This is a genomic window from Devosia sp. Leaf64, assembly GCF_001421945.1.
GTDB lineage: Bacteria > Pseudomonadota > Alphaproteobacteria > Rhizobiales > Devosiaceae > Devosia.
The window spans coordinates 76,243-102,137 of the sequence record NZ_LMLO01000019.1 but is presented as its reverse complement, the minus strand read 5'-3'; the positions used below and the strand labels follow the sequence as shown (position 1 = coordinate 102,137).

30 protein-coding genes are annotated in these 25,895 nt (G+C 61.2%); 16 read left to right on the top strand and 14 right to left on the bottom strand.

Annotated features, from left to right (window positions below; translation table 11 throughout):
• The first annotated feature begins 72 nt into the window (after positions 1-72).
• Entirely contained in the window at positions 73-390 is a 318-nt protein-coding gene (locus ASE94_RS11645) for a phosphoribosyl-ATP diphosphatase (protein ID WP_244484028.1), read from the top strand.
• Positions 390-1,328, top strand: coding sequence for a type I pantothenate kinase (gene coaA / locus ASE94_RS11640; protein WP_062630546.1), 939 nt, complete (start codon positions 390-392; stop codon positions 1,326-1,328). The genes ASE94_RS11645 and coaA overlap by 1 nt, the downstream gene beginning before the upstream one ends.
• On the opposite strand, the gene ASE94_RS11635 is transcribed toward coaA, so the two are convergent.
• Entirely contained in the window at positions 1,325-1,675 is a 351-nt protein-coding gene (locus tag ASE94_RS11635) for a VOC family protein (RefSeq protein ID WP_062630545.1), read from the bottom strand. The genes coaA and ASE94_RS11635 overlap by 4 nt on opposite strands.
• A gap of 145 nt (positions 1,676-1,820) precedes the next feature.
• Here ASE94_RS11635 and dapB point away from each other — a divergent pair, with 145 nt between their 5' ends.
• The gene (gene dapB, locus ASE94_RS11630; RefSeq protein ID WP_061908497.1) at positions 1,821-2,633 is read left to right on the top strand and encodes a 4-hydroxy-tetrahydrodipicolinate reductase; all 813 of its coding nucleotides are present in this window, start codon (positions 1,821-1,823) and stop codon (positions 2,631-2,633) included.
• 11 nt (positions 2,634-2,644) lie between these two features.
• Complete coding sequence (locus ASE94_RS11625) at positions 2,645-3,259, top strand: 2,3-bisphosphoglycerate-dependent phosphoglycerate mutase (protein WP_061908498.1); 615 nt, start codon at positions 2,645-2,647, stop codon at positions 3,257-3,259.
• 144 nt (positions 3,260-3,403) lie between these two features.
• Here ASE94_RS11625 and ASE94_RS11620 read toward each other — a convergent pair whose 3' ends face one another.
• Complete coding sequence (locus tag ASE94_RS11620) at positions 3,404-4,273, bottom strand: bifunctional helix-turn-helix domain-containing protein/methylated-DNA--[protein]-cysteine S-methyltransferase (protein WP_062630544.1); 870 nt, start codon at positions 4,271-4,273, stop codon at positions 3,404-3,406.
• Positions 4,274-4,349: 76 nt separating this feature from the next.
• Positions 4,350-4,835 carry a DUF2244 domain-containing protein gene (locus ASE94_RS11615; RefSeq protein WP_082461179.1) on the bottom strand — a complete coding sequence of 162 codons (486 nt, stop codon included), beginning with the start codon at positions 4,833-4,835 and terminating at the stop codon, positions 4,350-4,352.
• Positions 4,836-4,898: 63 nt separating this feature from the next.
• Between ASE94_RS11615 and nth the strand changes: the two genes are divergently transcribed.
• Positions 4,899-5,552: an endonuclease III gene (nth, locus tag ASE94_RS11610; protein WP_348270973.1), complete on the top strand. Its 654-nt coding sequence runs from the start codon at positions 4,899-4,901 to the stop codon at positions 5,550-5,552.
• Here nth and ASE94_RS11605 read toward each other — a convergent pair.
• Positions 5,549-6,001 carry a DUF2214 family protein gene (locus tag ASE94_RS11605; protein WP_062630541.1) on the bottom strand — a complete coding sequence of 151 codons (453 nt, stop codon included), beginning with the start codon at positions 5,999-6,001 and terminating at the stop codon, positions 5,549-5,551. The two genes, nth and ASE94_RS11605, sit on opposite strands and share 4 nt — an antisense overlap.
• Before the next feature lie 57 nt (positions 6,002-6,058).
• Between ASE94_RS11605 and ASE94_RS11600 the strand changes: the two genes are divergently transcribed.
• Positions 6,059-6,619: a TetR/AcrR family transcriptional regulator gene (locus ASE94_RS11600; RefSeq protein ID WP_062630540.1), complete on the top strand. Its 561-nt coding sequence runs from the start codon at positions 6,059-6,061 to the stop codon at positions 6,617-6,619.
• 82 nt (positions 6,620-6,701) lie between these two features.
• Positions 6,702-7,706 carry an adenosine kinase gene (locus ASE94_RS11595; RefSeq protein ID WP_062630539.1) on the top strand — a complete coding sequence of 335 codons (1,005 nt, stop codon included), beginning with the start codon at positions 6,702-6,704 and terminating at the stop codon, positions 7,704-7,706.
• A 223-nt stretch (positions 7,707-7,929) separates the two neighbouring features.
• Here the strand turns inward: ASE94_RS11595 and ASE94_RS11590 are convergent, their stop codons facing one another.
• A complete protein-coding gene (locus ASE94_RS11590) occupies positions 7,930-8,697 on the bottom strand; it encodes a TIM barrel protein (protein ID WP_062630538.1) in 768 nt (255 codons plus the stop codon).
• Positions 8,694-9,395: an orotidine-5'-phosphate decarboxylase gene (pyrF, locus tag ASE94_RS11585; RefSeq protein ID WP_062630537.1), complete on the bottom strand. Its 702-nt coding sequence runs from the start codon at positions 9,393-9,395 to the stop codon at positions 8,694-8,696. The genes ASE94_RS11590 and pyrF overlap by 4 nt, the downstream gene beginning before the upstream one ends.
• A gap of 155 nt (positions 9,396-9,550) precedes the next feature.
• Here pyrF and ASE94_RS11580 point away from each other — a divergent pair, with 155 nt between their 5' ends.
• The gene (locus tag ASE94_RS11580; RefSeq protein ID WP_061908507.1) at positions 9,551-9,976 is read left to right on the top strand and encodes a winged helix DNA-binding protein; all 426 of its coding nucleotides are present in this window, start codon (positions 9,551-9,553) and stop codon (positions 9,974-9,976) included.
• On the opposite strand, the gene ASE94_RS11575 is transcribed toward ASE94_RS11580, so the two are convergent.
• Positions 9,973-10,578: a histidine phosphatase family protein gene (locus ASE94_RS11575; protein WP_062630536.1), complete on the bottom strand. Its 606-nt coding sequence runs from the start codon at positions 10,576-10,578 to the stop codon at positions 9,973-9,975. The two genes, ASE94_RS11580 and ASE94_RS11575, sit on opposite strands and share 4 nt — an antisense overlap.
• On the bottom strand, positions 10,575-11,117 hold the full coding sequence (locus tag ASE94_RS11570; protein WP_156352118.1) for an NADPH-dependent FMN reductase: 543 nt from the start codon (positions 11,115-11,117) through the stop codon (positions 10,575-10,577). Before ASE94_RS11570 ends, ASE94_RS11575 begins: the two co-directional genes overlap by 4 nt.
• A 103-nt stretch (positions 11,118-11,220) precedes the next feature.
• Here ASE94_RS11570 and ASE94_RS11565 point away from each other — a divergent pair, with 103 nt between their 5' ends.
• The gene (locus ASE94_RS11565) at positions 11,221-11,631 is read left to right on the top strand and encodes a VOC family protein (RefSeq protein WP_062630534.1); all 411 of its coding nucleotides are present in this window, start codon (positions 11,221-11,223) and stop codon (positions 11,629-11,631) included.
• A 50-nt stretch (positions 11,632-11,681) separates the two neighbouring features.
• Here ASE94_RS11565 and dnaJ read toward each other — a convergent pair whose 3' ends face one another.
• The 3 genes from dnaJ to ASE94_RS11550 form a co-directional block, all read right to left on the bottom strand.
• Positions 11,682-12,821, bottom strand: a complete 1,140-nt coding sequence (gene dnaJ / locus ASE94_RS11560; RefSeq protein ID WP_062630533.1) for a molecular chaperone DnaJ — start codon at positions 12,819-12,821, stop codon at positions 11,682-11,684.
• A gap of 353 nt (positions 12,822-13,174) precedes the next feature.
• On the bottom strand, positions 13,175-15,079 hold the full coding sequence (gene dnaK, locus ASE94_RS11555) for a molecular chaperone DnaK (RefSeq protein WP_062630532.1): 1,905 nt from the start codon (positions 15,077-15,079) through the stop codon (positions 13,175-13,177).
• Positions 15,080-15,316: 237 nt separating this feature from the next.
• On the bottom strand, positions 15,317-15,646 hold the full coding sequence (locus ASE94_RS11550; RefSeq protein WP_061908513.1) for a hypothetical protein: 330 nt from the start codon (positions 15,644-15,646) through the stop codon (positions 15,317-15,319).
• A gap of 163 nt (positions 15,647-15,809) precedes the next feature.
• On the opposite strand from ASE94_RS11550, the gene ASE94_RS11545 reads away from it, so the two are divergent.
• Together ASE94_RS11545 and pncA are read left to right on the top strand one after the other, a co-directional pair.
• Positions 15,810-17,564: an aminodeoxychorismate synthase component I gene (locus ASE94_RS11545; RefSeq protein WP_210166235.1), complete on the top strand. Its 1,755-nt coding sequence runs from the start codon at positions 15,810-15,812 to the stop codon at positions 17,562-17,564.
• Positions 17,561-18,196 carry a bifunctional nicotinamidase/pyrazinamidase gene (gene pncA / locus ASE94_RS11540; RefSeq protein WP_062630530.1) on the top strand — a complete coding sequence of 212 codons (636 nt, stop codon included), beginning with the start codon at positions 17,561-17,563 and terminating at the stop codon, positions 18,194-18,196. Before ASE94_RS11545 ends, pncA begins: the two co-directional genes overlap by 4 nt.
• 202 nt (positions 18,197-18,398) lie before the next feature.
• Here the strand turns inward: pncA and grpE are convergent, their stop codons facing one another.
• Both grpE and hrcA read right to left on the bottom strand, forming a co-directional pair.
• Positions 18,399-18,986, bottom strand: a complete 588-nt coding sequence (gene grpE / locus ASE94_RS11535) for a nucleotide exchange factor GrpE (RefSeq protein WP_061908516.1) — start codon at positions 18,984-18,986, stop codon at positions 18,399-18,401.
• An 81-nt stretch (positions 18,987-19,067) separates the two neighbouring features.
• The gene (gene hrcA, locus ASE94_RS11530) at positions 19,068-20,144 is read right to left on the bottom strand and encodes a heat-inducible transcriptional repressor HrcA (RefSeq protein WP_061908517.1); all 1,077 of its coding nucleotides are present in this window, start codon (positions 20,142-20,144) and stop codon (positions 19,068-19,070) included.
• Between the two features lie 138 nt (positions 20,145-20,282).
• Between hrcA and rph the strand changes: the two genes are divergently transcribed.
• The 3 genes from rph (at position 20,283) to hemW (ending at position 23,169) form a co-directional block, all read left to right on the top strand.
• Positions 20,283-20,999 carry a ribonuclease PH gene (gene rph / locus ASE94_RS11525; protein ID WP_062630529.1) on the top strand — a complete coding sequence of 239 codons (717 nt, stop codon included), beginning with the start codon at positions 20,283-20,285 and terminating at the stop codon, positions 20,997-20,999.
• A 202-nt stretch (positions 21,000-21,201) separates the two neighbouring features.
• A complete protein-coding gene (locus ASE94_RS11520; RefSeq protein WP_062630528.1) occupies positions 21,202-21,846 on the top strand; it encodes a non-canonical purine NTP pyrophosphatase in 645 nt (214 codons plus the stop codon).
• Positions 21,847-22,014: 168 nt separating this feature from the next.
• Positions 22,015-23,169, top strand: coding sequence for a radical SAM family heme chaperone HemW (gene hemW, locus ASE94_RS11515; RefSeq protein WP_062630527.1), 1,155 nt, complete (start codon positions 22,015-22,017; stop codon positions 23,167-23,169).
• Positions 23,170-23,312: 143 nt separating this feature from the next.
• Here hemW and ASE94_RS11510 read toward each other — a convergent pair whose 3' ends face one another.
• Positions 23,313-24,554, bottom strand: coding sequence for a penicillin-binding protein activator (locus ASE94_RS11510; protein ID WP_062630526.1), 1,242 nt, complete (start codon positions 24,552-24,554; stop codon positions 23,313-23,315).
• A gap of 86 nt (positions 24,555-24,640) precedes the next feature.
• On the opposite strand from ASE94_RS11510, the gene rsmI reads away from it, so the two are divergent.
• Complete coding sequence (gene rsmI / locus ASE94_RS11505) at positions 24,641-25,525, top strand: 16S rRNA (cytidine(1402)-2'-O)-methyltransferase (protein WP_062630525.1); 885 nt, start codon at positions 24,641-24,643, stop codon at positions 25,523-25,525.
• A complete protein-coding gene (locus tag ASE94_RS11500) occupies positions 25,494-25,880 on the top strand; it encodes a YraN family protein (protein WP_062630524.1) in 387 nt (128 codons plus the stop codon). The genes rsmI and ASE94_RS11500 overlap by 32 nt, the downstream gene beginning before the upstream one ends.
• Positions 25,881-25,895: the final 15 nt, after the last annotated feature.

The following is a 25,895-nucleotide window of genomic DNA, read 5'->3' as shown; positions in this document are numbered from 1 at the left end:
GGGCCCATCCTGAGATCTCAAGATGGATTCCCGCTCAAGGCCGGGATGACGGCGGTGGTTGGGGAGACAAATATGACCCTTGAAGACCTCGAAGCCCGTATCGCTCTGCGCGCTGCCGCCTCGCCCGAGGAAAGCTACACGGCCAAGCTGATTTCGCGCGGCATCAACAAAACAGCGCAAAAGGTCGGTGAGGAAGCAACCGAAATGGTCATCGCTGCCGTCACCGGCGACAAGGCCGAGCTCGTCAAGGAATCGGCCGATCTGCTCTTCCATATGCTCGTTGTGTTGCGCGCGTCCGGCGTGCCGCTGAGCCAGGTCATGGCCGAGCTCGATGCCCGCACCGCTCAATCCGGCCTTGCCGAAAAAGCCTCCAGAACGGACCAAAGCTGATGGCCCTCGATCCCTATCATCATTTCACCAAGGGCGAGTGGAGCAAGCTGCGCGACGGTGCACCGATGACGCTGGACCAGGGCGACATCGATCGCCTGCGCGGCCTGACCGATCCCATCTCGCTGACCGAGGCCGAAGAGGTCTATCTGCCGATTTCGCGGCTCCTCTCCTACTACGTCGAAGCCATCCAGGGCCTGCACAATGTCCAATCGCGGTTTCTCCAAACTCCGCATGGCCACAAGGTCCCCTTCATCATCGGCGTCGCCGGCTCGGTTGCCGTCGGCAAATCGACCACCGCGCGTATCCTGAAAGCGCTGCTGTCGCGCTGGCCATCGACCCCACGCGTCGATCTCGTCACCACCGACGGATTTTTGTATTCCAATGCGACGCTCACCGAAAAAGGCCTGATGCAGCGCAAGGGTTTTCCCGAAAGCTACGACCGCGCCCGTTTCGTCAAATTTCTGGGCGATATCAAATCGGGCAAGGCCAAGGTGAAAGTGCCGGTCTATTCCCACCTCGTCTATGACGTCGTGGCGGGCGAAGAGATCGTCGTCGATCGCCCCGACATTTTGATCGTCGAAGGCCTCAATATCCTTCAGCCCGGCGAATTGCCACGCACCGGCCGTCCCATCCTCTTTGCCTCCGACTTCATCGATTTCTCGGTCTATATCGACGCCGACAATGACGACCTCGAAGACTGGTTCATGCAGCGCTTCTTCCGCCTGCGCGAAACCGCCTTCAAGGACCCCACCTCCTTCTTCCGCCGCTTCGCCGAAATGAGCGAAGAAGAGGCCGGCACTTTTGGCCGCCAGGTCTGGCGCACGATCAACCTACCCAACCTCGTCGACAACGTGCTGCCCACAAGAGGACGCGCCGACTTGATCCTCAAAAAGGGCAAAGACCATCTGATCGAGAATGTGAGCTTGCGGCGGGTTTAATACGTCCCCGGTTGCGGTTGGCTGAGGACAACGAGATTGCCATCAGGGTCGCGCAGTTTCGCGGTGCTGAAGAAGTGACCGATGGCTTTGGCCACCGGCTTGATCCCGAACATTTCCAATCGCCCGATCTCGTCGGCCAGATCATCGACGATAAGCGTAACAGTGCTCGCCCCCGCCCGGTCGGCATCGGTCGCCACATGCACCCAGCCACCGCCCGGAAGCTTCCATTCGGCGACATCGGCCATGGGCCGGGCATCGGCCTTGCGGCCGAAAAGATACTCGTACCAGACGAGCGATTCCGAGAGGCTTTCGACAGCGATGCTGGCCAGCGCATTTGAAATGGTCATTGCGGGTCCGTTTCTGCTTCGGCCACTAAGTTAGGGTTTTGTGGCAATTGTGTCGATTGGGCTCGACTTGCTCAATTGCGCCAGAGAGTTGGCGGTTGGGCCTGGCACTGATATAGGCGTTCTCGACGAATTCGGGAGACCGGGCATGACAGAGCTCAGAACCGTGGTTGCCGGTGCCGGCGGCCGTATGGGCGGCGCCAATATCAGGGCAGTGGCTGCAAGTGCCGGGCTCAAACTGGTCGGCGCTGTCGATCGCCCTGGCGCAAGTTCCATCGGCAAGGATGCGGGCACCCTCGCCGGCATCGACGCGCTCGGTGTCCAAGTGACCGACGATATCACGGCGCTGCTCGACCAGGCCGACGTCATCATCGACTTTACGGCCCCCGCCGCAACCGTGGCGCTTGCCCAGCTTGCCGCCACCAAGGGCCTGGTTCACCTCATCGGTACCACCGGCTGCTCCGAAGCCGACGATGCCGAAATCGCTGCCGCCGCAGCAGCCGGCGCGCGGATCGTCAAATCCGGAAATTTTTCGCCCGGCATGGTTGCACTCGCCGTGCTCGTCGAAAAGGCCGCGCAGGCCCTGCCCGACTACGACGTCGAAGTTCTGGAAATGCACCACAACCTCAAGGTCGACGCGCCCTCGGGCACCGCGTTGATGCTCGGGGAAGCTGCCGCCAAGGGGCGCAATATTTCACTGAAAGACCATTCCGTGCGCGTGCGCGATGGTCATACCGGCCCGCGCGAGTTTGGCACTATCGGCTTTGCGACCCTGCGCGGTGGCAATGTCATCGGCGACCATATGGTCATCCTCGCCGGCCCTTCCGAGCGGATCGAACTCAATCATCGGGCGCAAGACCGCACCATTTATGCCAATGGCGCCGTCCGCGCCGCCCTCTGGGCCACCCACCAGCCCGCGGGTCTCTACACCATGGCCGACGTCCTCGGCCTCAACGACTAGGGAACAAAAGAATGTCCGGCACACTGATCCTGGTCCGTCACGGCCAGAGCGAATGGAACCTCAAGAACCTTTTTACCGGTTGGCGCAATCCAAACCTCACCGAGCAGGGTGAAGGCGAAGCCCGGGCCACCGGCAAAGCGCTCAAGGCCGCAAACTTTGCGCCTGACCTGTTCTACACCTCGGCCCTCCGCCGCGCCCAGCACACGCTCGATCTCATCCTTGAAGAGATGGGCATCCTCAACGTCACCATCACCCGCAACATCGCGCTCAACGAACGCGACTACGGCGACCTCTCGGGCCTCAACAAGGACGATGCCCGGGTCAAGTGGGGCGAAGAGCAGGTGCTGATCTGGCGCCGGTCCTTCGACGTTCCCCCTCCCGGCGGTGAATCGCTGAAAGACACCGCAGCCCGCACCCTGCCTTATTACGACGCCGAAATCCTGCCCCAGCTCAAGGCCGGCAAAACTGTCCTGATTGCCGCCCACGGCAACTCGCTCCGTGCATTGGTCATGGCCATCGAGGGCTTGACACCTGATGAGATTCTGGCCCGCGAAATCGGTACAGGTGAGCCAACGGTCTACAAGATTGGCCCGGATGGAAAGCTGGTTGAGCGGCTCAAGCTCTAGGGCCACCCCCACCTAGCCTCCCCCTGATAGGGGGAGGAACGCATTGTGCGTGCCCGCGATACTTGTGAGCCACCGGCAGATCCCTCCCCCTACCAGGGGGAGGCTAGGAGGGGGTTCCGAGGATTCACGTGAAACCCCGGCCGCTCAATGCGCCGCCGAAATCACCCCTGCTTCCCAGCCCAAGATCGCCCGCTTCCGCGGCACGCCCCAGTGATATCCCGTCAGCGCCCCCGACGTGCCCACCACGCGGTGGCAGGGCACTACGAAACTGATCGGGTTTTTCCCCACCGCCGCGCCCACGGCCCGCGACGCCGTCGGCCGCCCAATATGGTTGGCGACACTCGAATAGGTCACTGCCTGCCCCACGGGGATTTTGAGCAGCGTTTCCCAGACCTTGACCTCAAAATCCGTACCGATCAGCACGACGCGCACCGGCTGATCCGGTGACCATCGACCAGGCTCGAAAATTCCTGCGGCCATCTGGACGATCCGCGCATCGTTCCGCGTAAACCGCGCCCGCGGCCAGCGATTGGCCAGATCGGCGAAGGCGTCTTCAATGCTGGTCTCCGCGTCGGCAAAGCCCAGCCCCGAAATCCCGTAATCTGTTGCCGTGATCACTGCGCGCCCGAAGGGTGACGGCGCCACACCCCAGATCATGTCGATCCCCTCGCCCCCGGCCCGAAACACACCCGGCGGCATCGCTTCATAGGTGACAAAGAGATCGTGGAGCCGCGAGGTCGACGACAGGCCGACCTCATAGGTCGTGTCGAGCACACTCGCCTGATCGCGCAGCAGCGATTTTGCATGATCAAGCGCCACAGCCTGCGCAAAGCTTTTGGGCGAGAGACCACACCAGCGCCGGAAGAGGTCAGTTAGCTGCCGCTCGGTCAGGCCCAAGGCCCGCGCAAAGCGCGGCAGGTCGGTGGCATCGGGCCCATTCTCGCTGAGATAGCGGATGGCGGCGCGGATGGTGTCATAATCGTCTTGCGGCGCAAGCGCGGTGAGCTGGTTCATGTCCCGGAACCTTCATTCCAATTCCGGAAAACTCTACCCTGCGACGATCACCGGTTCGACCCGATTTTTACCGCGATCAGCTCTGCCGCGCTTTTCGCAGCGCCCGGCCAAAAGCGCGGGCAAAACTCGATTTGTCCCCAATAGCCAAAAACCCGCCAAGCTCGATAAGATCATTGCCATGGCGCAGATGCATGGCGAGCGTCCGCTCATTGTCGTCGCGCTTAAGCACCAGCCGGACTTTTTTCGGATCGAGCCGCCGCAGCTTTTTCTCCTGCCGCGGACCCGTCGTCAAAATCTCGACCTGATCGCTCCAGACCGTGATCTGCTCGATCAGCTTTGCCCGCCGCGACAAGCGCCAGGAGAGGGCCGTCAATCCACCGCCCGCGATTGCAAAGCCAGCGATCCCCGGCAGGATAAATTCCGGCACCGCGACGAGAAACGGCAGCCCCAAAAGCCCGGCGACCGCCAACCCGATCCAGCCGCCGGCAGCGCGCAAAGATCTGTCCGGCCGCAAGGTGGCCGAAAAGAGAGGACTGGTCGTGGTGCTGGTTTGCATTGGCATGATGGACTCGCCCTGAAATATTGGCAGAGATTCGGGGGCGAGAGAATGCCAAGTCCAAGAAAAGTGAAAAAACTTAATCGTGTTGCCGCTGAAGCCATTTTTGAGCGGTTCCACGAGATCGAGCCCGAGCCAAAGGGCGAGCTGGATTATATCAACGCCTTCACCCTTCTCGTCGCGGTGGTCCTCTCCGCCCAGGCCACCGACGCCGGCGTCAACAAAGCCACCAAGCGCCTCTTCGAACTCGCCCCCTCACCTTCTGCCATGGTGGCTCTGGGCGTCGAGCAGATCACCGAATTGATCCGCACCATCGGCCTCTATCGCGGCAAGGCCAAGAACGTCTTTGCCCTTTCGCAAATGCTGATTGATCTCCATGGCGGCGAAGTGCCTGACAATCGCGAGGCCCTCGAAGCCCTGCCCGGCGTCGGCCGCAAGACGGCTAATGTGGTGCTGAACATCTATTTCAAACAGCCGACCATTGCGGTGGATACCCACCTGTTCCGTGTCGGCAATCGTACCGGTCTTGCCCCGGGAAAAACCCCGCTCGAGGTCGAACTCGCCCTAACCAAGCAGGTGCCGGAGCGGTTTATGCTCCACGCGCACCATTGGCTGATCCTCCATGGCCGCTATATCTGCAAGGCGCGAAAACCCGAATGCTGGCGCTGCCCGATCCGCGAATGGTGCCTCTTCGAACCGAAGACACCATTGCCGCGCGGTTAGCTGCCATAGCCCCGCGCCATCGCCGCTGCAAAGAGCGGGATCAACAGCAAGAAGCCGGCTTGTAGATGCACGAAGCGGCGGCTGGTGCCGATCTCATTTGCCGGCACGACATAGTCTGAAGCGCCGCCGCCCGCTCTAACCCAGCGGCGAATGGCAATCGTCGGTTGAATGGTCAGCAGTCCCATGACGAGAAAGGCCGCCATCTTGCCCCAAAAGGCGTGGTTGGTCAGATAATACATGGGGTCGATCCCGCCGAACCAGACGCGGACAACACCGACGGCAATCACCAACATCGCCATGGCACCATAGGCGGCATCCAGCTTGGCGAGTTGTCCCAGCCGCTCGCCGCCCAGCCCCGGTCGCAGCAGCGCAAACTCCGCCGCGAAAACAGCGACCAGCGTAAACACCGCCAAATGGTGTGCGCAGGCCAGTATCAGGTTCCAGTCCATTGCTCTGCCTTCGCTCAGGTGTTAACGCTGCTCACATCTAACTTTCTAAAGTGAACAATGTCAACATCAGCGAATGCGCCCTATCATCATGGCAATCTCCGCCAGGCACTCCTTGAAGCCGCGCTGATCATTTTGCAAAAAGAGGGCGAGGCTGGCCTAGGTCTTCGCGATCTGGCGCGGGCGGTCGGCGTGTCCCCGGCCGCCCCGTATCGCCATTTCGATTCGCGCGCGGCTCTCCTCGAAGCGCTCGCCGTGACGGGCTTCCAGCGTTTTGCCGCGTCCATGGAAGCCGTCGCCGCCAGCAATCCCAAGGATCCGATGGCGGTCATGGGCCAGACCTATGTCGCCTTCGCCCTCGAAAACCCCAATCTCTTCCGCCTGATGTTCTCGCCACAGCTCAAAAAAGATGGTCGCCCGGGCCTCAAAATGGCAGCCGATGCTGCTTTTGAAACCCTGCGCCATATTGTCGGCGGCGATGTCGGCACCGGTCGCATCAAGGCGCTCGCCGCCTGGGCCAAGGTCCATGGCCTTGCCATTCTGCTCCTCGATAGCCAGATCGCGTTGCGTGCCGGCGAAGATCGAGAGGCGCTGATCGCCGAGATTATTGGCAGTCTCTAAAGCACTGGCGACGCCAAAGATTGCCCATCACGACCTCATGGGTTAAACCCCGAGCGGTTTTTCCCAAAAGTGTCCGGCCCCCATGACCCAGACCCGCTTCGACGTGCTCACCATCGGCAATGCGATCGTCGATATCATCGCACCGGTCGAGCCCGGCTTCATCGAACGCGAGGGCATGAAAGAGGGGATCATGCACCTGATCGATACCGATCGGGCCGAGGATCTCTATTCAAAGATGCCGCTGGGCCGGCAGCAGATTTCGGGCGGCTCAGCCGCCAATACCGCCGCCGGCGTCGCCTCGCTTGGCGGCCGCGCCGCCTTTATCGGCAAGGTAGCCGATGACCCGTTGGGCGATGTCTTCGAAACCGATCTCGATGCCATCGGAGTGCACTACAACACCTCGCGCCTCAAGAACGGCGCTCTCACCGCCCGCTGCATGATCTTCGTCTCCGAAGACGGCGAGCGCACCATGAACACCTATCTCGGCGCCTGCCATCAATTGACCGAAGCCGATATCCGCCCCGACGAAATCGGCGGCGCCGCTATCACCTATATGGAGGGGTTTTTGTGGGACCCGGTGGAAGCCAAAAAGGCATTCGTGCTTGCCGCCCACTATGCCCACAAGCATGAGCGCGCCGCAGCCTTCACGCTCTCGGACCCATTCTGCGTCGATCGCTACCGCGCCGAATTTTTGGACCTGATCCGTTCCAAAACCATCGACTACGTATTTGCCAATGTGCACGAACTGAAGTCGCTCTACGAAACCGATGATCTCGGCACTGCCGTCCGCGCCATCGCGCAGGATGCCGAATTGGCCGCCATCACTATGGGCGCCGAGGGTGCTATGGCGGTATACAATGGCGAAGTCGTCTCGGTCCCCGCCTTCTCCGTCGATAAAGTAGTCGACGCCACCGGCGCCGGCGACCTTTTTGCGTCGGGCTTTTTGCTGGCAATGGCACGGGGCCAGAACTTGGAGTCGGCGCTCAAAACGGGCTGCCTCGCCGCCTCCGAAGTGATTTCCCACATCGGCGCGAGACCGCAGCTCGACCTACAGGATCTGAGCCGCAAGCATGGTCTTGTCGGCTAGTTAGCCACCGAAGCTCGCCCCAACCACCGGCCTCCCCTCGCCCCTTGTGGGAGAGGGACAGCAATTCTGCGTTCAGCAGAATTGCAGGGTGAGGGGTTCTATCCACACGTTCGAACGCTGCAGATAGATCGCATACCCCTCATCCCAACCGAAATTCGCAAAAGCGAATTCGGTGACCCCTTTAGGGCACCTTCTCCTACAGGGGGAGAAGGGAGATCTGGGACTAGCTGAGCGAACTGCGCATCTGCGCTAGCGCTTCACCCGTTCCAGCCGTCGGCCGAAACTCCAGCCCCACAAACCCATCATACCCCTGCGCTGCCAACCACCCCAGCGGCCGCTTCAAATCCAGCTCGCCACTCCCCGGCTGGTTGCGCCCCGGGTGATCCGCCACATGCACATGCGCAATGTGCCTGGCCCGCTTACCAACCACCTCTTCCGGCACTTCGCCCATCACCATGGAATGATAGAGATCATAGGTGATCCCGATCTCAGGCCGATCGACCTTGTCCATGATATCGAGCGCTTCGACCGTGCTAGTCAGATAATAGCCCGGATGATCCACAAGATCATTGAGCGGCTCGAGACCCAGCCGCACGCCAGAACCCTGTAAAACATCGGCCGAGCGCGCCATTGCCTGTGTCAGGTCGTCATGCTGCCGTGCCCGCTCGATCCCCTCGAGCAAGGGCCCCGACTGGCAGATCAAAACCTTCGCGCCAAGCCGCAGCGCCACGTCGCGGCTCTTTTCCAGCCCCGCCAGAAACCGGTCATGATCCCCTGCCCGTGTCAGCTCGGCAAAGGGTTCGGCGACGATCCCGGCGAGGGTAATGCCGGTCTCACCCAACACGCGCTCGATCCCGTCGAGATCCTTGTTGGACCAGAGCCAGAATTCGACCGCCTCGAACCCGGCCGCCTTGGCAAGGCGAACGCGCTCCACTGGGTCCGCGCTCTCCGGTACGAACAGCATTTCGATACAGGCTGAATATTTGGTCATGCGAACCTCGTTCCGCCACCGGCCATCTCGGCCAAAATCGCCTTCGCCGCCGCCGCCGGATCTGGCGCCTCGACGATCGGCCGCGCCACAACCAGGTGCGTTGCGCCCACCGCAAGCGCCTCGGCCGGAGTCATCACCCGCTTCTGGTCTCCAAGCGCTGCGCCGGCCGGCCGGATACCCGGCGTTACGATCGCCATTTTTGGTCCCAGAATGGTCCGCACCATTTCCGCTTCATGCGACGAAGCAACGATACCCCCGATCCCCGCTTCCTTGGCCTGTTGGGCCCGCAAGGCCACGAGCCCGGCCGCATCGCGCTCGTATCCAGCTTCCTTGACGTCGGCATCGTCCATCGAGGTGAGCACCGTCACCCCAAGCACGCAAAGCCCCGATCCCGCTGCCGCCTTCTGCGCCGCCCGCATGGTTTTTGGATAGGCATGCACTGTCAGCATCGCCGCGCCGGTTTCCGCAATCGCCCCGACGCCCTTTTCGATCGTATTGTCTATGTCGAGCAGCTTGAGGTCGAAAAACACATTCTTGCCCGCCGCGATCAGATCCTTGCCCAGCGCAAAGCCATCGGCGCCATAAAAGCACTGATAGCCGATCTTGTAATAGTCGACCGTATCGCCCAGCGCGGTCACGATCTCCTCGGCGCGGGCGCGTGACGAAACGTCGAGCCCCACGATCAAATGGCCGGCCATGGCAAAATTCCTTCTGTCGCTGATTTGGGTTGGGGTCGCATATCGAGCCGCCTGCCGCAAGCAGAATTGCCGATCCTATGCCACCATAAGAGCTTGTGGCGCGACTCCTATGGCATCATAAGAGCCGCGATTCCCCTTCTTCGGTTACAAAAAGCATGCAGCAACAGGCCCTCTCCACCCTCGTCGCCTGGATGCGGCTCGATTCCGCCATCGCCGCCTTTCATCTCGAACTGAAACAGCGCCACGGGATCACCGGCCTGCAACTCGCCGTGCTTCACACGCTTGCCGAGCGCCCACACATGGCGCTCGCCGCCCTCCGCAAGGGGCTCAACATGCATGCGGCCACCCTTGGCCAATCCATCGATGAACTGCGCCGTCTCGATCTCTGCATCGTCCGCACCGACCCACGGGATCGCCGCGCCCGGCTCGTTGCCATCACGCAAAAGGGGCTCGATCTCGTCGGTGCCGTCCCGCTCGCCGGTCCCAATCGCCTCCGTCAGCTCGAAACAGACCCTGCCCGCCTCGATCGCCTCACCGAAGCACTCAACGACGCCCTCGATCTCTTCGCGCTAAAAGTTTAGCGCCACCACGCGTCCGGCAGCGCCTCCATTTCTATCCATTCGCTGAGCAATTCCTGGCTCTCGGCATCGAACAGAAAGGCATTGCCGCCGCCGCGATTGGCATGCCGGCTCTGGTCTTCGCTGCGCGCAATCGCCCGCTTGCCCAAATGGCATTTGAGCAAAGTGCCCACGGCCCCATGCCCGCAAAAAATCACCGGCGTGTCCGGCGGCACGCTTTTGAGAGCCATCAGCACCGTGCTGACGATCCGTTGCTGCGCATCGACCGCCCGCTCCCAACCATCCGCACTCGTTTCCGGTTCGCCAAAGAACCGGTCCGCCATTTCCTCGAACAGAGCCGGCGGCAGAAAGCCGGTCGAGCTCCTGTCGTTCTCGCCCATCAAGTGATCGGCCAGAACCGGCGTTCCCGCCTGTGCCGCAACGATCTCGGCCAGCTCGAGCGCCTTGGTTTCCCGGCTCGAAAAAACAAAAGTGCCCGTCGGGATGATCCGGCGGGCAGCAAAAGCTTCTGCTCTGTCTCGGCCCTCGGCCGAAAGCCCCCAAAGGGGCACCGGCACCTCGGCATCAAGTTTGACCTGCGGATGGGTTAGATAAAGGGCCTTCATCGCGAAAAGCTCGTGAGCTCGGTCACCATCTGTTCGACCTTGCGGATAATAGGCTTTTCCGTCGGGTCCCCATTTTCGTCGAACGCACCCTCTGCCGGCCCGATCCCGAGCAGCGTCGGCACGACGAGCGTTCCCACCTTGGTCAGCGATTCGCGCAGATGGCTGAGGCCCCAGATCGTCCCATATTTGCCCGAACTCACCCCGCCAATGCCGAAGACAGCATTCCGAAATGGGCTCGGCTTTTGCCGGCTGAGCCAAGTGATCGTATTGACGATCAGCGGCGACGGCCCGCCATTATATTCGGGGCTCGCGATGAAGACGATGTCATGGCTCCGCCACATCTCGGCGAGCCGCACCGCCGCCTCCGGCACATTTTCCGCTTCGAGATCTTCGTTAAAGATCGGCATGGGAAAATCTGAAAGATCGATCTCAGTCACCGCCACGCCGGCCTGCGTCAGGGCCCGGCCCATATGCTTTTGCAGTACCCGATTGTAAGAGCCCTGGCGGATCGATCCGGAAAGGGTCAGCGCGGTCTTCATGAAAATTCCTTCGGGGACCAGGTCGAAGCCGGAAGGCTTCAATCGTCATCAGGGCAATGGCAGAATTCCTGCCGCGCTAACCTACGTCAAGAGGAGACCCCGCATGCCGTCCATGATCTTCGTCAACGTCCCCGTCGCCGATCTCAAGGCCTCGATGGCCTATTACAAAGCCCTGGGCTTTGATTACAACCCGCAGTTCACCGACGACACCGCCGCCTGCATCGTCATCTCGGATTCGATATACGTGATGGTGCTCACCCACGAGAAGTTCAAGCAATTCTCGTCCAATCCCATCCCCGATGCCAATACTGAGACCGGAGCCCTCTATGCCCTCTCGCGCGATAGCCGCGAAGCGGTGGATGCCATCGCCGAAGCCGGGCTCAAGGCTGGCGGCAGCGAATTCCGCCCGGCCCAGGACATGGGCTTCATGTATTCCCGCGCCATTGCCGATATCGATGGCCACGTGTGGGAATATGTCTGGATGGACATGAGCGGCGAACCGCCGGCGGCGTAAAGCCCACTTCTCGCGACAAAAAAATCCCCGCGAAAGCGGGGATTTTCATTTTAGGCCTCAAACATTTTCTTCAGCTTATCGAAGAACCCACCCGATTCCGGGCTGGTCTCCCCGGTCTCGAGCGCTGCGAATTCCTCGAGCAGTTCGCGCTGCTTCTTTGAAAGGTTCTGCGGCGTCTCGATATCGAGCTGCACATAGAGATCGCCGACATCCTTGCTTCGCAACACCGGCATGCCCTTGCCCTTGAGCCGCACGCGCTGCCCCGGCTGCGTGCCGGTCGGCACCTTCACCTTGGCGCGCGCATTATCGAGCGTCGGCACCTCGAATTCGCCACCCAGGGCCGCGGTGGTCATCGAAATCGGCACGCGTGCATAAAGGTCCGCGCCATCGCGCTGGAACAGGTCATGCGGCTTGATCGAGATGAAAATATAAAGATCGCCCGGCGGTCCGCCGCGCACCCCGGCCTCGCCCTCATTGGCAAGACGAATGCGCGTGCCGTCTTCGATCCCCTTTGGAATATCGACGGAAAGTTTGCGATGCTCCTGACGGCGGCCCTGGCCACCGCAATCGGTGCAAGGCTGGTCCATCATCTGGCCGCGGCCCTGGCAAACCGGGCAGGTGCGTTCGATCGTAAAGAACCCCTGCGCCGCGCGCACCTTACCGTGGCCGTTACACTGACGGCACGTATGGGTACCCGTACCGGGCTTGGCGCCCGAACCGTCGCAGGTGTCGCAACCAACGAGCGTCGGCACGTCGATTTCGACCGTGCGGCCCTCAAAGCTTTCCTCTAACGCGATTTCAAGATTGTAACGCAGATCCGAGCCGCGCAGCTTTGACGCGCCGCCACCCGCGCCACGACGGCCCCCGCCGCCGCCCATGAAATCCCCAAAGATGTCCTCAAAGATATCGGACATGGACGAGGAAAATTCCGGCCCAAAGCCATGGCCACCGCGTCCGCCGCCCTGTTCGAAGGCCGCGTGGCCGAACCGGTCATAGGCCGCGCGTTTTTGCGCGTCCTTGAGCGTGTCATAGGCTTCGTTGATTTCCTTGAACTTGTTCTCGGCTTCGGCATTTCCCGGATTACGATCCGGGTGAAACTGCATGGCGAGTTTGCGATAGGCGCTTTTCAGGGTGGCTTCGTCACTGCCCTTCTGGCAGCCGAGCACTTCGTAAAAATCGCGTTTTGCCAAAAATCTTCTCCGAAACAGCCGGTCGCGCTCTTGCCGCGCCCCGCTTGGATTCTTCTGTTGGTCCCTAGATGGCAATCGACCCCACAACCCGCAAGGGGTCTGGGGTCGGCAAGGTCTGGAGCCGTGTCAAAAGTGCTTTAGCAAGAGTGAGGTGATGGGGCAACGGCACTGACGGGTTGGGAAGGATTCACGTGAAACTTCGGGCCGTACCAGCGCCCCCTCACCCGTCTCGACCTTCGGTCGATCCACCCTCTCGGGGAGAAGGTGGCGCGCAGCGTCGGATGAGGGGGCTATCCCAAAAACAAAAAAGGCCCGGTGTTTCCACCGAGCCCCAAATCGAAAACGCCTAGCGTTTACTTCTTGTCGTCGTCCTTGACCTCTTCGAAGTCTGCGTCGACGACATCATCGTCTTCTTCGTCGCGGGTACCGTTCGCCTTGGCTTCGGCTTCGGCCTGCGATGCCTTGTACATGGCTTCGCCAAGCTTCATCGAAGCTTCGGCGAGGGCCGAGGTCTTTTCCTTGATCAGCTCGGCATTGTCGCCATCGAGCACGCCACGAAGGTCGGTGATCGCGGTTTCGATAGCCGACTTATCCTCAGCCGAAACCTTATCGCCATAGTCCTTGAGCGACTTTTCAGTCGAGTGAACAAGCGATTCGGCCTGGTTCTTGGCTTCCACCGCTTCGCGCTTGCGCTTGTCGGCTTCGGCATTGGCTTCGGCGTCCTTGACCATCTTTTCGATGTCGGCGTCCGAAAGACCACCGGAAGCCTGGATGCGGATCTGCTGTTCCTTGCCGGTGCCCTTGTCCTTCGCCGAAACGTTGACGAGGCCGTTGGCGTCAATGTCGAAAGTCACTTCGATCTGCGGCACACCACGCGGTGCGGGCGGAATGCCGGCGAGGTCGAAATTGCCAAGGAGCTTGTTGTCTGCGGCCATTTCGCGTTCGCCCTGGAAGACCCGGATGGTCACGGCCGACTGATTGTCTTCAGCGGTCGAGAAGGTCTGGCTCTTCTTGGTCGGGATCGTGGTGTTGCGATCGATGAGGCGCGTAAAGACGCCACCGAGGGTTTCGATGCCGAGCGACAGCGGAGTCACGTCGAGCAGCAGCACGTCCTTGACGTCGCCCTGCAGAACGCCGCCCTGGATCGCAGCACCAAGCGCCACGACTTCGTCCGGGTTAACACCCTTGTGCGGTTCCTTGCCGAACAGCTGCTTTACCGCCTCCTGGACCTTCGGCATGCGGCTCATGCCGCCCACGAGAACGACTTCGTCGATCTGGCTAGCGGAAATGCCGGCATCCTTCATTGCCTGTTTGCACGGCTCAATGGTGCGCTGGATCAGGTCGTCGACCAGCGATTCAAGCTTGGAGCGCGACAGCTTCAGCGTGAGGTGCTTTGGACCCGAAGCATCTGCCGTGATGAAGGGCAGGTTGATTTCGGTCTGGGTCGAAGACGACAGTTCGATCTTGGCCTTTTCGGCAGCTTCCTTGAGGCGCTGCAGAGCGAGCTTGTCGTTGCGCAGGTCGATGCCCTGCTCTTTCTTGAACTCGTCGGCGAGATAATCGACGAGACGCATGTCAAAGTCTTCGCCACCGAGGAAGGTGTCGCCATTGGTCGACTTCACTTCGAAGACGCCATCGCCGATTTCGAGGATGGAAACGTCGAAGGTACCGCCGCCGAGGTCATAGACCGCGATGGTGCCCGAGTTCTTCTTGTCGAGGCCATAGGCAAGCGCAGCTGCCGTCGGCTCGTTGATGATGCGCAGCACTTCAAGGCCGGCAATCTTGCCTGCATCCTTGGTGGCCTGGCGCTGGGAATCGTTGAAATAGGCAGGAACGGTGATGACGGCCTGCGTGACGGTCTCGCCGAGATAGGCTTCGGCGGTTTCCTTCATCTTCTGCAAGATCATGGCCGAGACCTGGCTCGGCGAGAATTTGTCGCCCGAAGCTTCGACCCATGCGTCGCCATTGTCGGCGGGCACGATCTTGAAGGGAACGAGGCCCTTGTCCTTCGCCACGACCTTATCGTCGTAACGGCGGCCGATCAGGCGCTTGACGGCGAAAAGCGTGCCTTCGGGATTGGTCACAGCCTGGCGCTTGGCCGGCTGGCCAACGAGGCGCTCGCCATCCTTGGAGAAAGCAACCATGGACGGGGTCGTCCGGGCGCCTTCGGCATTTTCGATCACTTTGGGATTGCTGCCGTCCATGACGGCGACGCAGCTATTGGTTGTACCGAGGTCGATACCAATGACTTTTGCCATAACTCTAGCCTCTCTTTACAGCGAACCCTTCGGTGAAGCCCTTCTCGCGAAGCAGCTTCTGCCCCAACAGGGCGGGGTCCCTCGTAGGTTGATTTGGCCCATTTTCAGGGCCTCGGGGCGTATATAGGGGGGTGCGCTTGGGGCTTCAAGCATGGCAAGGCGCAGAAATGGGCTTGCCGTGGATAAAAGGCGCCGCCCCGAATCATTGGGGGCAGCGCTGAAGCGGGACCGAAAAAATCAGTCGGTGATGGTGTAGCTGCCAAGGCTGCAGATATCGACACCGCGGGCTTCCAGCTCGCCGCCTTCGGCGCTTTCGAAGCGAAAGTCGTAAACGCACTGGTCCGACCCGTCATAGATATAGGTCGTTGCCTGCATGCCGGATTCAAGCGTGCCAGTATCACCGAGCAGGTCGTCGCCCCACTGATCTTCGTTTGCCGGCGAGGCGTAGAAGAAATGGATCGACTGCGACGAGTTATTGATCAGCGTGAATTCGACGTTTTGCGCGGCAGCCGGCAAGGCGCCAGCGAGCGTCAGGGCGACGGCAGCGCCCAGAATTGCGGTTTTCATGAAAAAGCCCTCACACCAGGCGCACGTCGCGCCCGGACGCGCATTATCTGCCACTTTCGAATTTAATCGCCAAGAGGCATTGCTGCGGGATTGGTGGCGATCGGCGCTAGGGTGAATCTTCTTCCGCGCTGCCCCGCCGCCGTATAAAACCCGGCCCATGTTCATGCCCGGCACCGTGCTCTTGCACGACAATCTCGACCCCCAAGGCCGAAGTTTTCTCTTTGCCGATCCCAAAGAGGTGCTCGTCGCCTATGACGCGGCCACGGCGCATGATGCCCTTGCGCGCCTGGAAGAGGCCCGCGGCAAAGGCCTATGGGCCGCGGGCTACTTTGCCTACGAGCTCGGATTTTTGTTCGAAGAGCGCCTCGCAAAACATCTGCCGGAGCGCACCGAAACGCCGCTTCTCTGGTTTGGCCTCTACGACAGCCCACGGGATTTTGCTGGCCTTCCAAACACAGAGGACGCCTCCGCTGAAAATCTCGCGCCGCACACATCCTTCGCCGACTACGCATCCGCCTTCGACCGCGTAAAAAGCTACATCGCAGCGGGCGACACCTATCAGGTCAACCTCACCTTCAAAGCCGGTTTTACGCTAAGCGGCTCACCTTTCGGCCTCTACCGGCGCCTCGCTCAATCCCAGAAAACCGCCTACGGCGCCTATATCCATGCGGGTGATCATCACGTCCTTTCCCGCTCGCCGGAACTTTTCGTCTCTGGCTCCGGAGAGACGCTTTCTGCCCGCCCAATGAAGGGCACCATGCCCCGCGCGCCGCTGGCGTCTCAGGACGCGGCGGACCGTGCCGCCCTCGCCCGCGACGAAAAGAACCGCGCCGAAAACCTGATGATCGTCGACCTCCTCCGCAACGATCTCGGCCGCATTTCAGAAGTCGGCTCGGTAAAAGTGACCGACCTCTTTACGGTCGAAACCTATTCCACCCTCCACACCATGACCTCGGGTATCACCGCCATGCGGCGCCGCGACGTCACTATGCTGGATGTCATAAAAAACCTCTTCCCCTGCGGCTCGATCACCGGCGCCCCAAAACTGCGCGCCATGGAAATCATCCACGAAGTCGAGAGCAGCCCCCGCGGCCTCTATACCGGCTCCATCGGCTACATTGCCCCCAATGGCGATTTTGCTTTCAACGTCGCCATCCGCACGGCCATCATCGACGCCAAAGGCAATGGCACCATCGGCATCGGCGGCGGCATCGTCGCGGACAGCGAAGCGCAATCCGAATACAACGAGGCTCTTTTAAAGTTGCGCTTCCTTAGCGATCCCGCCCCACCGGTCACCCTGATCGAAACTATCAAATGGTCGCCAGCCGAAGGCTTTGTCCTCCTGGGCCGCCATATCGCCCGTTTCCTCTCTTCCGCTGCCTACTTTGGCCTCCCCGCCGATGGCGCCGCAGCCACCACGCGTCTTCTGGCCGAAAGCCAAGCCTGGACCGCCCCCATGCGCGTCCGCCTCACCCTTTCTGAAACCGGCATCGAGATGACGGCGGTTCCCCTGCCGCCAAACCCCGAAAAATTCCGCTTTCTTATTGCGGCCGAACCCCTCGATTCGCGCTCCGTTTGGCTCGCCCACAAAACCACCAACCGCGCCTTTTACGACCAGCCGCGCATCAAGGCGCATGACGAATTTGGAGTCGATGAAGTCCTCTTCCTCAACGAGCGCGGCGAGTTGACCGAAGGCTCGATCACCAATCTTTTCATCCAGCGCGGCGAAAAGCTCCTCACCCCCGCCCTGTCCTCCGGCCTCCTCCCCGGCACCCTGCGCGCCGAACTGATCGAGACCGGCCGCGCCGAAGAAGCCATTCTCACCCTTGCCGATTTGCAGTCTGCCGATGCAATCTTCCTCGGCAATTCCGTGCGCGGCCTGATCCCCGCCGAACTTTTTGAACCGGAGCCGTCATGACGATCACCATCACCCCCCAAGACGTCCTCGTCGTCGTCGACGTGCAATATGACTTCCTCCCCGGCGGCAATCTCGCCGTCGCCGGCGGCGATGAAATCGTGCCTCTGATCAATGCACTGGCCAAAAAGTTCACCAATGTCGTCTTCACGCAGGATTGGCACCCGGCAGATCACATTTCCTTTGCCAGCCAACACAACGGCAAGGCGCCCTTCGACACCGTCGATCTCGACTATGGCACCCAGGTCCTCTGGCCCGACCATTGCGTCTGGGCGACCCACGGCGCCGAACTCTCCGCCGATCTCGAGATCCCACACGCGCAGCTGATCATCCGCAAGGGCTACAATCGCGCCATCGATTCCTATTCCGGCTTCCAGGAAGCCGACCGCGAAACCCTCACGGGTCTTGCCGGCTATCTCAACGAACGCGACACCGGCCGCCTCTTCGTCGTCGGCCTCGCCACCGATTTCTGCGTCGCCTGGACAGCTTTGGACGGCGCCGCTGGCGGCTTTGACGTAACGGTCATCGAAGATGCGACGCGGGCCATCGACAGTAATGGGTCGCTCGAAAAAGCCTGGGACGATCTGAAGGAAGCCGGCGTCGACCGCATCATGAGCCGCGAGATTTTGGGCTAGTCGAAAGGCCCCCTCACCCGGCTTGCTACGCAATCCGACCTCTCCCCCGAAGGGAGAGGTGTCGCTCCGCGACTTTGGCAAACTCCCACCTCTCCCTTCGGGGGAGAGGTCGGCCGAAGGCCGGGTGAGGGGGCCTTCCTAAAGTCCAAAAACAAAAAGGGCCCGGTGTCACCACCGAGCCCCAAATCGCAAAAACCAAAAACTACACGTTCTTGTCGACACCTTCAGGCGCTGCAGCTCCCGTAGCCCCGCCACCTTTGGCGACACCCACCATGGCCGGACGCAGCACGCGCTCGCCGATGGCAAAACCCTCCTGCACCACCTGCACAACCGTACCCTCAGGCACGCTCGGATTCGGCACTTCGAACATGGCCTGATGCTTGTTCGGATCGAACTTCTGGCCCGCCGCCTCGATGGCCTTGACGCCATGTTTACCAAGGAGCCGCTGCATTTCGCGCTCGGCCAGCTCCAGCCCTTCAATGAGGCTTTTCAGCGTGCCTTCGGCCGTTTCGCGCGTTTCCTGCGGAATGACCAGCAGCGCCCGGCTCAGCGCATCAGTCGCGCTTAGCATGTCGCGGGCAAAGCCGGCAATCGCATAGGAGCGGGTGTCAGCCACATCGCGCTCGGTGCGCTTGCGCAGATTTTCCATCTCGGCTGCAGAGCGCAACACGCGATCCTTCAATTCGGCATTTTCCGCCAGCAGAGCCTCGACGGGATCGACCTCTGGGGTTTCGGTTGCCGGAATTTCGGTCTCCGGCGTGTCGCCCTGGGCGGCGTTCTCGTCGCTCATAATATCTCCGTGGACCTGTTTAGAATTTTCTGCCCCGCATATCGGCCAATGCGGCGGCTTTTTCAATAGCGCAACGCTTCTCTACCGCTTCCGCGCCATCAGCCTGGTGAGCACATTCGCCGTATAATCCACCACCGGCACGATCCGCGCATAGTTGAGCCGCGTCGGCCCAATCACCCCCAAAACACCAACAACCTTATCATTGGCATCCTTATAGGGCGAAAGAATCACCGAAGACCCCGAGAGCGAAAACAGCTTGTTTTCCGACCCGATGAAAATGCGGACCCCCTGCGCCTTTTCCGCGTCGCCCAAAAGCTCCAGCAAGCCATCCTTACTTTCGAGCTCATCGAACAGCCGCCGCATGCGTTCGAGTTCATCGCTCGCCATGGCATCATTGAGCAAGTTGGCACGCCCGCGCACGATCACCCGCGGCGCCGAGGCGGGAGAATCCTGCACAAGCGTCGCAATCCCATCGTCGACGAGCTTTTGTGTCAGCTCATCGAGCTCGGCGCGCTGCTCGCTCCGCCGCTCGTCGAGCGCCTTGCGCGCCTCCGCCAGCGTCCGTCCGACAACATAGTTGGCTAAATAATTGCTCGCCTGCTGTAGCGCCGATGCCGTAAATCCCGGCGGCAGGTCAAGGATACGGTTTTCCACCTGCCCGTCGTCGCCGACCAGCACCGCCATGGCCCGTGAATTATCGAGCCGCACGAATTCCACATGCCGCAGCACCATGTCGGCCTTGGTGGCGATCACGAGGCCCGCGCCCTGGCTCAGCCCCGACAGCAAGGAACTGGCTTCAGTGAGCAGATCATCGACCTGCCGCCGCCCTGCCGGTCCCTCGATATGCTGGGCTATGCTGCGTTTTTCGCTCTCGTTGACAGCGCCGACTTCAAGCATGGAATCAACGAAGAATCGCAAGCCCTGCTGCGTCGGCTGCCGCCCTGCCGAAGTATGCGGCGCTGCGATCAGGCCAAGGTCTTCGAGATCCGCCATCACATTGCGCACCGAGGCGGGAGAGAGCTCCGTTTGCAGCAAGCGCGAGAGATCGCGCGACCCGACCGGCAAGCCGGTATCGAGATAACGCTCCACCAACCGGCGGAAAATGTCCTGGCTCCGATCGTTCAAAACATTGAGAAAATCGTCGGACGGGCGGACCATGGGCTCTTTTAGTTCAAATCGTCGCTTTAACCTTGCCCTTCATTTAAGCGCATAGGAGCCAACCGCCAAGCGTCCGGTGCTTGTTCCTGGCCCTAAGGAGGGTTAAGAGGCGGTAAACAGCAAAAGAGATGCCTATCCATGCGGCCATCCGGACGCGCCCCCGATCAGATGCGGGCTGTCACTATCGAGCGTAACGTATCCCTCAAGGCTGAAGGCTCGTGCCTCGTTGCCTTCGGCAATACCAAGGTTCTGGTCACCGCTTCCGTCGAAACGAGCCTCCCCGGCTGGCTGCGCGGCAAGGGCCAGGGCTGGGTCACCGCCGAATACGGCATGCTGCCCCGGGCCACCGGCACGCGCACGCGTCGCGAAGCCACCGCAGGAAAGCAGTCTGGCCGCACGCAGGAAATCCAGCGCCTCATCGGCCGCTCGCTCCGCGCCGTCGTCGATCTGACCGCCTTGGGCGAATCTCAGATTACGCTTGATTGCGATGTGCTCGAAGCCGATGGCGGCACCCGCACCGCCTCGATCACCGGTGCCTATATCGCCCTGGCCGATGCCATTAAATGGCTCGAAGAGCGCAAGCTCACCAAGGGCCAAGTCCTCAAAGATTCCGTCGCCGCCGTGTCCTGCGGCATCTATCGCGGCACGCCGCTTCTCGATCTCGATTATCTCGAAGACGTGGAAGCCGAAACCGACGCCAATTTCGTCATGACCGGCTCAGGCAAATTCGTCGAAATCCAGGGCACCGCCGAAGGCGCCCCTTTTGATCGCGCCGAACTCGACGCCCTCATGACCCTTGCTGGCAAGGGCATTTCAGAACTCTCCGAACTGCAGAAGGCGGCGCTTTCCGCATGATTTTTTCGCTCTTTAGAAAGTCCCCCTCATCCGGCCCTTCGGGCCACCTTCTCCCCGAGGGGGAGAAGAACAGATCGGCATCCGCCTCTTATTCCTCTCCCTCTCGGGGAGAGGTGGCCCGGCAAAGCCGGGTCGGTGAGGGGGCTTTCGAGGCCGGAAACTGCGCCATCTGGAACGACATTCAACGCGCCCTGGAGTCCAAATGACCATCCCAAAACTCCGCCGCGGTGATCGTCTCGTGCTTGCCACGCACAATGCCGGCAAGCTGAAAGAATTCCAGGAACTTTTTGCGCCCTTCGGTCTCGAACTGATTTCCGCCGGTGAACTCGGTCTGCCTGAGCCCGAAGAAACCGGTACCACCTTTGCCGAAAACGCCCGCACCAAGGCGCACGCTTCGGCCAACGGCGCCAATATGCTCGCCCTTTCCGACGATAGCGGCCTCTGCGTCGATGCGCTTGATGGCCAGCCCGGCGTTTACACCGCCGATTGGGCCGGCGTGCCGCGCGATTTCAATTTCGCCATGCAGCGCGTCGAAACCGAATTGCAGGCAAAGGGCGCGACAACGCCCGAGCAGCGCACCGCGTCCTTCAATGCCACGCTCTGCCTCGCCCATCCCGATGGCCGCGACATGATCTTTGTCGGCCGCTGCGATGGCACGCTGGTCTGGCCGCCCCGCGGCACGATCGGCCACGGCTACGATCCCATGTTCCAGCCCGAAGGTTTTGATATCACTTTTGGCGAAATGGCCGCCGAAGCCAAACACTCCTGGGCTCCAGGCGAAAAAGGCCTCAGCCACCGCGCCCGTGCCTTCGCCCAATTCGTGGAGAACCAGATTGAGCAGAGCTAACCGCTCTCCCGCCCAATCTTTCTCCACCCTCCGGGCTTCCCTCGGGCTTGACCCGAGGGCCATTCAACGCACCCTCCCGAGTGCAACCCTTGCCTCGATAGACCCTCGGGTCAGGCCCGAGGGAAGCGCAGAGTTTTTGGCGAGCCCACAGCACGCGAGTCGATCAGCATGAGCAATCCCAACGACCTGTTCGGCGTCTATGTCCACTGGCCCTTCTGCGCCTCTAAATGCCCCTATTGCGATTTCAATTCGCACGTCCATCGCGGGCCGTTCGATGAAGACGCCTATGTCGAAGGCTACAAGAAAGAGATCGCCCATATGGCGAGCCTTTCCCCCGGCCGTCTGGTCCAGTCGATTTTCTTCGGCGGTGGCACCCCATCGCTGATGTCGCCAAAGGCCGTGGGTAGCATTCTCGATACCATCGCCGCCCATTGGCAGGTCGATAGCAATGCCGAGATTACCCTCGAAGCCAACCCGACCTCGGTCGAGGTCGACCGGTTTCGCGGGTTTAGAACCGCCGGCATCAATCGCGTTTCGCTCGGCGTCCAGTCGTTGCGCCCCGGCCCGCTGGCTGAGCTTGGCCGTCGCCACACCGTCGAAGAAGCCGTTGCTGCCGTGCGCATCGCGCAGTCGATCTTTGATCGCTCAAGCTTTGATCTCATCTATGCCCGCCCCAAGCAGACGCTTGAAGATTGGGAAGACGAGCTCAAGGAGGCCATCTGGCTCGCCAAGGGCCACTTGAGCCTTTACCAGCTCACCATCGAGCAGGGCACGCGCTACTTCGATCTCTTCAATGCCGGCAAGCTGCAAATGCCCAGCGAAGATCTCGGCGCCGACTTTTATGAGCTGACTCAGGAATTGACGGCTGCCGCTGGCATGCCGGCCTACGAAATTTCCAATCACGCCGTACCCGGCCAGGAATCGCGCCACAACATGCTCTATTGGCGTTATGGCGAATATGCCGGCATCGGCCCTGGCGCCCATGGCCGCCTGCTGCTCAACCACCAGCGCCACGCCACCGCCGCCGAAAAAATGCCCTTCGACTGGCTCAAACTAGTCAACGAGTTCGGCCACGGCATGACCACCGACGATGTCCTCACCTGGGAAGAGCAGGGCGACGAATACCTCGTCATGGGCCTCCGTCTCAAGGAAGGCATCTCGCCCACCCGCTTCATGTCGATCTCCGGCCGCACCATCGCCGAAAAACAGATCGAAGCGCTCAAGGGCTATGGGTTTGTGGAAACCCTCCCCAACGGCAATATCCGCGTGACCGAAAAAGGTTTTCCGGTGCTCGATGCCGTAGTCGCGGATTTGGCCGCGTAAAAAAGGCCCCCTCACCCGCCGGCTTTGCCGTCGACCTCTCCCCCGTAGGGAGAGGTGGGAGTTGCCTAAGTCACGGAGCGACACCTCTCCCTCTGGGGGAGAGGTCGGCCAAAGGCCGGGTGAGGGGGCCTTTCCCAGGCATCCTAAAACTTCGCCCCATCCACGGTCGTCGCCCCACCGCCCCCAATCTTCTTCACCACCAGCGCATATTCCGCCCGCCCATTGGCCAAAAACCGGAATTGCCCATCCCGCCCATTGAACCCGGATGCGCTTGTAAGAAGCCCCGGATTATAGGGCGGCGTCGCCATAGAGAGCGTGTTCACATTGGCAAGGATCGTCGCCGTATAGACAATGGTCGCCATTGGATGCGGCCGTGTCCCAAACCGGTTCTGATACTCGCCTGATATCGCCGTAAATCCCGCTTCGTCGACCGCCGGATAAATCGCTCCCACCAATCCCGGCGTCCCAAGGATGGTCGGGTCGCCTGCCCAATCCGCCGAGCCGACGATCTGCACCGCATCCCCCGTTACCCCGGCACTCGCGAGCGCTGTCGCAAAGGCCGGTGCGCTTGTCCGTTCAGGCAGAAACAGCGTGTCGATCATGCCACGATCGATCTGCTGCTTGGCCTGTGCCACGATCTGCGCCGCTTCGCTCGCTGCGGAAAAAGTGTAAACCGCTGGCGCATTGAACCCTGCTGCAACCGCCTGCTGCCGAAACGCGGTGGCGAGTGCTTCGCCGTAAGGCGTCGCAGGGAACGCGCCCGCGATGCCGCGCCTGCCCTGCGCCATGACATAGGTAAGGCCGCGCTTCATCTCGGCGTCAGGCAGCACGGAGAGAAGATAAACCCCTTGCCCCGCCAGCGCCGGATTGTTGGCAAAGCCGATTAGCGGAACACCCGCCGACCGCGCGACACCGCCCGCTGCCGCCACCTGATCGCCCTTGAGTGGCCCAAGGATCAGTTTCGCTCCACCCTGCACCGCCGCATTGGCCGCCGCCGCCGCCCCCGCCGCGCTGTCGCCCGTATCGCGCAAGGTGATCTTCGTATTCTCGGCAATGTTGGGATTGGCTTCAATGAACGCCATGGCCAGTTTGGACGCATTGGCCAGCGACTTACCAAGTTCGGCCAGCGACGGGTCACCCGAGAGCGGCAAGAGCAGCGCAACCCTGACCGGACCGCGCCCAAAACTCTCGCCGCCCGATTGCGGCATCTGCTGGATGGGCCCCGGTATGCTCGGCGCCGTCGCGACATTGGCCGGCGGATTGCCCCAGCCGATCGTCCGCGACCCGATCTGAAACGTCCCCGGCGAACAGGATGTCAAAAGCGCGCCGAGCGCAAAAGCCAGCGCGCCGCGACCCCAATTGCCCCAATCGTAACGCCAACGCATGAATGATGCTCGAAACGCTCCCCAAGTGTTAACAAACTCGCCCCATTTCGTTAAGCAAGTCTCAACCCCGGGGAGCCGCGAGCATAATGGATCGACCAGCCGAATATTTCATTGCCGGCAATGCCTTCGCCGCCCCGCCGCTCGCCCCCGGCCTCTATGTCGTCTCGACCCCCATCGGCAATCTCCGCGACATCACCATCCGCGCTTTGGAAACCCTCGCGGCCGCTGATCTGGTCCTTTGCGAGGACACCCGCACCTCCTCTAAACTCCTCGATCACTACGGCATCCGCGGAAAACGCCAGGCATTACATGAACATAACGAGCGCGCCCGCGCCGAGGAAATCGTCTCCCGCATCGCAGGCGGTCAGGCCATCGCGCTGATTTCCGATGCCGGCACCCCCCTCCTCTCCGACCCAGGCTTTCCCCTTATCCGCGCCCTCGCCGAAGCCAATCTCCCCGTCTTTCCCATCCCTGGTGCCTCCGCCCTTTTGTCCTCACTCGTCGTCGCCGGCCTCCCCACCGACGCCTTCGCCTTCCACGGCTTCCTGCCCCCAAAAGCCGGGGCCCGCGCTAACGCCTTGAAAAGCTATGTGGATTCACGTGAAACACTGGTTTTCTACGAAAGCCCCCGCCGCCTCGACGATACCCTCGCCGCCATGGTCGAAGTTTTTGGCGACCGCCGGGCGTCGGTGTCGCTCGAACTGACAAAACGTTTCGAGCGCACCTTTCGCGGGACGCTTGCCGAACTCGCCGAAAAGTTCGCTGGCGAAGAAACCAAGGGCGAAGCTGTCATCGTCGTCGCTGGCGCCGCCGAACCCAGCGCCCCTGCGGCCGAAGATTGGCAGGCCGACCTCTTGGCCGCCATGGCCGACCAGCCCATGCGCTCGGCCGTTGATGAAATCGCTGCCCGCTATGGGCTCAAACGCAAGGAGGTTTACGATGCCGCCCTTGCGCTCAAGGCCCAGCAATAAAAGGCAAATCGCCGAACGCGGCGGCCAGCGCGGCGAAGCTCTAGCCGCGCTTTTCCTGCAACTAAAACTCTACCGCATCCGTCACCGCCGCTACAAAACGCCGATGGGCGAAATCGATCTAGTGATCGAGCGCCATGGCACCATCGCCTTCGTCGAGGTGAAAACCCGCGCGAACCATACTCTGGAAGCAGACGCGCTCGCGGCGGTGAACACATCGCGCATCATTCGTGCGGCTGAGCATTGGCTTTCGCGTCACCCCCGCGAGGCAGAAAAGACCTACCGCTTCGACGTGATTTTTCTTGCGCCCGGCCGCTGGCCGCGCCATCTCATCAACGCATTCGATGCTGACGGTTGACCACGGTTCTTGTGT